The sequence below is a fragment of the Lacticaseibacillus thailandensis DSM 22698 = JCM 13996 genome, from assembly GCF_001312865.1.
Taxonomy (GTDB): Bacteria; Bacillota; Bacilli; order Lactobacillales; family Lactobacillaceae; genus Lacticaseibacillus; species Lacticaseibacillus thailandensis.
This window is the reverse complement of the sequence record NZ_BBER01000015.1, coordinates 1-5,317: the sequence shown is the minus strand read 5'-3', so window position 1 is coordinate 5,317 and position 5,317 is coordinate 1. Positions and strand designations below refer to the sequence as shown.

The 5,317-nt window shown below is 59.3% G+C and carries 2 protein-coding genes; both read left to right on the top strand.

Annotated features, from left to right (window positions below; genetic code table 11):
- The coding region (locus JCM13996_RS11180; RefSeq protein ID WP_162205222.1) for a beta strand repeat-containing protein at positions 1-4,321 on the top strand (4,321 nt) is incomplete at its 5' end.
- On the top strand, positions 4,318-5,317 hold a 1,000-nt coding region (locus tag JCM13996_RS10180), incomplete at its 3' end, for a mucin-binding protein (RefSeq protein ID WP_439646484.1). The genes JCM13996_RS11180 and JCM13996_RS10180, both read left to right, overlap by 4 nt.

Genomic DNA, 5,317 nt, shown 5'->3' with positions numbered 1-5,317 from the left:
ATTTACTAATGATGATACTGATGACGTTACGATTCATTTGACGCACGCAATTGACCACACGACGACTACGACTACGCGGACAATTAACTATGTGGTTGCAGGTCAGCCAGAGAAACAGCCAGCTAGCGTCACCCAAACACTCACTTGGAACGTGGCCACTGACGAAGTGACGGGTGAGTCCGTTGCGACGCCGGCAGGGGTATACGCTGCGGTCACTTCCCCAGCAGTTGAGGGTTACACGGCTAGTGGCAACGTTGACACAGCTACGGCGGAGCCGACTACTGACACGCCAGCCAACGCGGCTGACGTTACGGTCACGTACACGGCTAACCCCGCATCACTGACGGTCCACTACGTGGACGATGTCACGGGTGAACAAGTCACCAGTGCAGCATTGACGGGTACGGTTGATGAAACTGGCAGTTACACTGCGGAAGTTCCAGCACACTACGAGCTGGCCGCAGGCCAAGCTGCAAGCACCGACTACACGTTTACTAATGATGATACCGACGACGTTACGATTCATTTGACGCACGCAATTGACCACACGACGACTACGACTACGCGGACAATTGACTACGTGGTTGCAGGTCAGCCAGAGAAACAGCCAGCTAGCGTCACCCAAACACTCACTTGGAACGTGGCCACTGACGAAGTAACAGGTGAGTCCGTTGCGACGCCGGCAGGCGAATACGCCGCGGTCACTTCCCCAGCAGTTGAGGGTTACACGGCTAGTGGCAACGTTGACACAGCTACGGCGGAGCCGACTACTGACACGCCAGCCAACGCGGCTGACGTTACGGTCACGTACACGGCTAACCCCGCATCACTGACTGTCCACTACGTGGACGATGTCACGGGTGAACAAGTCACCAGTGCGGCATTGACAGGTACGGTGGACGAAACTGGCAGTTACACTGCTGAGGTTCCAGCGCACTACGAGCTGGCCGCAGGCCAAGCTGCAAGCACCAACTACACGTTTACTGATGACGATACCGACGACGTTACGATTCATTTGACGCACGCAATTGACCACACGTCGACTACGACTACACGGACAATTAATTACGTCATCACGGATGGTGACAGTACCAAAGCGCCAGCACCAACGACGCAGACGATGAGCTGGAACGTCACTACGGATGAGGTCACAGGTACTAGCTATGCTAGTCCTGCGGGCGCCTACTTGGCAGTTACCGGCCCAGCAGTTGAGGGTTACACCGCCGACAACACGGTTGCCGCTGAAGTACCAGCACCAACTTTGACCAGTCGGTTGGCCAACACGACCGCGACGATCACGTACCACACCGATGATGCGGCCCTGACCGTGCATTACGTGGATGACGGTACCGGTGAGCAGGTTGGTAGTACTACCTTAACCGGCACGGTTGATGGTACCGGGACGTACAAGGTCACGGCACCAGCACACTATGTTTTGGCTGACGGGCAAGCGGCTAGCGTTGACTACACCTTTGCCACCGATGATACTGATGACATTACCGTGCACCTGACGCACGCCATTGATCACACCACCACCACAACTACGCGGACGGTTAACTACGTCTTTGCTGGCTCTAACCAGCAGGCGGCCGATAGCGTGACGCAGACACTGACCTGGGACGTACTGACCGATGAAGTTACCGGCCAACAGCAATTCGTACCGGTAGGTGAGTACGCCGCGGTGCAGTCGCCGACCGTACATGGTTACACCGCTAACGGTAACGCCGCACTTGCAGCGGTCGCGGCCACGACCACGACGCCGACGAATGCCGCCGACGTGACGATAACCTACACGGCTAACCCGGCTACTTTGACGGTACATTATGTTGATGACAACACGGGCGAGCAGGTCGCTAGTGCCACGGTGGACGGCGTTGTGGACGGTATGGGTACTTACACCGTCCAGTCGCCGACCGGGTACGTTTTGGCTAGCGGACAGGCAGCAAGCGTTGCCTACACGCTGACCACTGACGACACTGATGACGTGACGGTGCACCTGAACCACGCCATCAACTACACGACGGCCACGACCACGCGGACCGTTAACTACACGATCAACGGTCAGGATGCGGCCACTAACCACGCCGCTACGCAAGTACCAGCGAGCGTGACGCAGACGGTCAACTGGTCCGTTGCTACTGACGCCGTAACTGGCGCTATTGTGGCCACGCCGCAGAGCGATTTTGCGGCCGTGACCTCACCGGCACTTAACGGCTACACGGCTGATGGCGATGCCGCGGCGGTCACGCTGGGCACGATTACCACCGACCCAACGGATGCCACCACCACGACGATTAACTACACGCCTGACCAGGAAGCACTGACGGTCCACTACGTTGATGACGTTACAGGCGAACAGGTTACTAGTGCGGTTGTTAATGGCGTAATGGATGCCACGGGCGACTACACGGTCACCGTGCCGCAAGGTTACACGTTAGCTAATGGGCAGGCAGAGATCGTTAGTTACCAGCTGACTAACGACGGTACCGATGACATCACGGTCCACCTGACACACGCTATTGCGCACACGACGACCACAACTACGCGGACGGTCAACTACGTCATCGCGGACGGCGACCAGTCCAAGGCGCCAGCACCAACGACGCAGACGATGGCTTGGAACGTGACGACCGATGAAGTAACGGGCACCAGCTTTGCCACTCCAACTGAGGCCTACGCAGCGGTCACCGCACCAACTGTCGCCGGCTATACGGCTGATGGTAACGTGGCTGCTGCCGTGATGGCACCAACCGCGACGAGCCGCTTAGCTAACACCACAACGACCGTCACGTACCACGCAGACGACGCGGCGCTGACTGTGCACTACGTGGATGACGTCACCGGTGAGCAGGTCGCTAGCGCTACCCTGCACGGCAAAGTCGATGGGCAGGGCCAATACACCGTGTCCGTACCCGACCACTACGCTTTGGCAGACGGTCAGGCCGCGGAGCTGGCTTACACCTTTACCAATGACGGTAACGATGACCTGACGGTACACCTGACCCACGCGATTGACCGGAGCACCGCCACGACGACGCGGACCATCACGTACGTCATGGATAATGGTGATACTGCTAAGGCACCGCAGGTCGTTACGCAGACCGCTACTTGGAACGTCGCCACTGATGCCGTAACTGGCACCAGCGTCGCGACGGCTACCGGTTACTACGCCGCGGTTGATTCACCAGCGGTGGCTGGTTACACGGCTAGTGGCAACGTCGCGGCCGGCACGTTAGGCGCGGTTGCCGCGGACCAGTTGGCGAATACCAACACCACCGTGCACTACACGGCGGATGCGGCCAGCCTCAACGTTACCTACGTCGATGACGTGACGGGTGCTACGTTGAGCAGCACGACGTTGACTGGTACCACCGACGGTACCGGCACCTACACGGTCACGGTTCCAGCTAATTACGAACTAGCAGATGGGCAAAGCAGCAGTGTTAACTACACCTTTGCACCAAATACTGATAACGATATTACGATTCACTTGACCCACGCGGTCAACCACAGCACGGCCACGACGACCCGGACGATCCACTACGTCATCGCGGGTGGTGACACGACGAAGGCACCGGCTGATCAGACGCAGACAATTACTTGGAACGTCACCACGGATGCCGTCACCGGCACCAGTTACGCAACGGCTCAAGACGCGTATGGCGCGGTTACCGCACCAACGGTGGCTGGCTACACGGCGGATCACGACACGGACGCCCAGGTAATGGGTCCGGTTGCCGCGGACGCGTTGGCTGACACCACGACGACCGTGACCTACACGCCGGATGACGCTAACATTACGGTCACCTACGTGGATGATGCGGAGAACGGACAAACCGTTGAGACGCAGAGCTTACAGGGCACGGTTGATGGCCAGGGTACCTACACGGTCACCGTACCGGGCGGTTACCAGTTGGTAGAAGGGCAAAGTCGTAGCGTTAACTACACCTTTGCTACCGACGACAGCGACAACATCACCGTTCACCTGACCCACCACATGACGGCGGGCACCGCGACGACGACGCGCACCATTAACTACGTGGTTGATGGCGGTGGCGCACCTGCACCAGCAAGTGTGACGCAGACCGCAATTTACGGGACGACAACCGATGATGTAACCGGCCTGACGACCGCCACGACTGACGGTACCTATGGCGCGGTCGTTACGCCAGCGTTGGCCGGCTACACGGCGGACCAGACACAGGTGGCGGCGGCTACTCCTGACTACACGGCGGGTGATACCAGCGTGACGGTACACTATACCGCCAACCCGGAGCAGTTGCACGTACGTTATGTTGATGACGTGACGGGTGCGACGTGAGCACCACGACGCTGGACGGCGTGATGGATGGCACTGGTGTTTACACGGTTACCGTTCCGGCTAACTACAGTTTGGCGGATGGCCAAAGCCGCGCCGTCAACTACCGCTTTACCAACGACGATAGCGATGACGTGACGGTGCACCTGACGCACGCGATGCAGTACGGGTCCGCTACCACGACGCGGACCATTCACTACGTTGTGGCTAACGGCGATACGACTAAAGCGCCAGCTGATGTGACCCAGGTTGCTCACTGGCGGACGGTCACGGACCTCGTGACTGGCGGCAGTGTGGCTACGGCTACGGATGGCTACGCGGCGGTCACTTCCCCAGCAGTTGAGGGTTACACGGCTAGTGGCAACGTTGCAGCGGCAGAACTCGGTGCAACGACGACCGCCGACCTGACCAACACGACGGCTACCGTTACGTACGCACCAAACGCAGCTACACTGCGGGTGACGTACGTTGACGATAGTACCGGCGCGACGGTTGCCGTCCAGCGGGTCGCAGGGACCACGGACCAAAGTGGCACCTATACCGCGACGGCACCAGCTGGTTACGATCTGGCCAACGGGCAAGCCACAACGTTGGCTTACACCTTGACTCAGGACGATACCGATAATCTCACCGTGCACCTGGTACACCACATGACCACCAGCACGGCGGCGACGACACGGACCATTGACTACGTGGTTGATGGTGGTACCGCGACGGCGCCAGCCGCAGTTACGCAGACGGCGCAGTTCACCATCGTGACGGATAGCGTCACGGGTGCGCGGACGGTGACGACCGCCACGGGTTACGCGGCGGTCACCACACCGGCTTTGGCTGGTTATACGGCTGACGTGACGACGGTGGCGGCGGCGACCCCTGATTTGGCTGACGGCGACACCACGGTCACGGTTACGTACACCGCGGTGAGCGCACCGGACACTGGCGGGAGCACGACGCCAACGACGCCAACGACGCCAACGACGCCAACGACGCCAACGACGC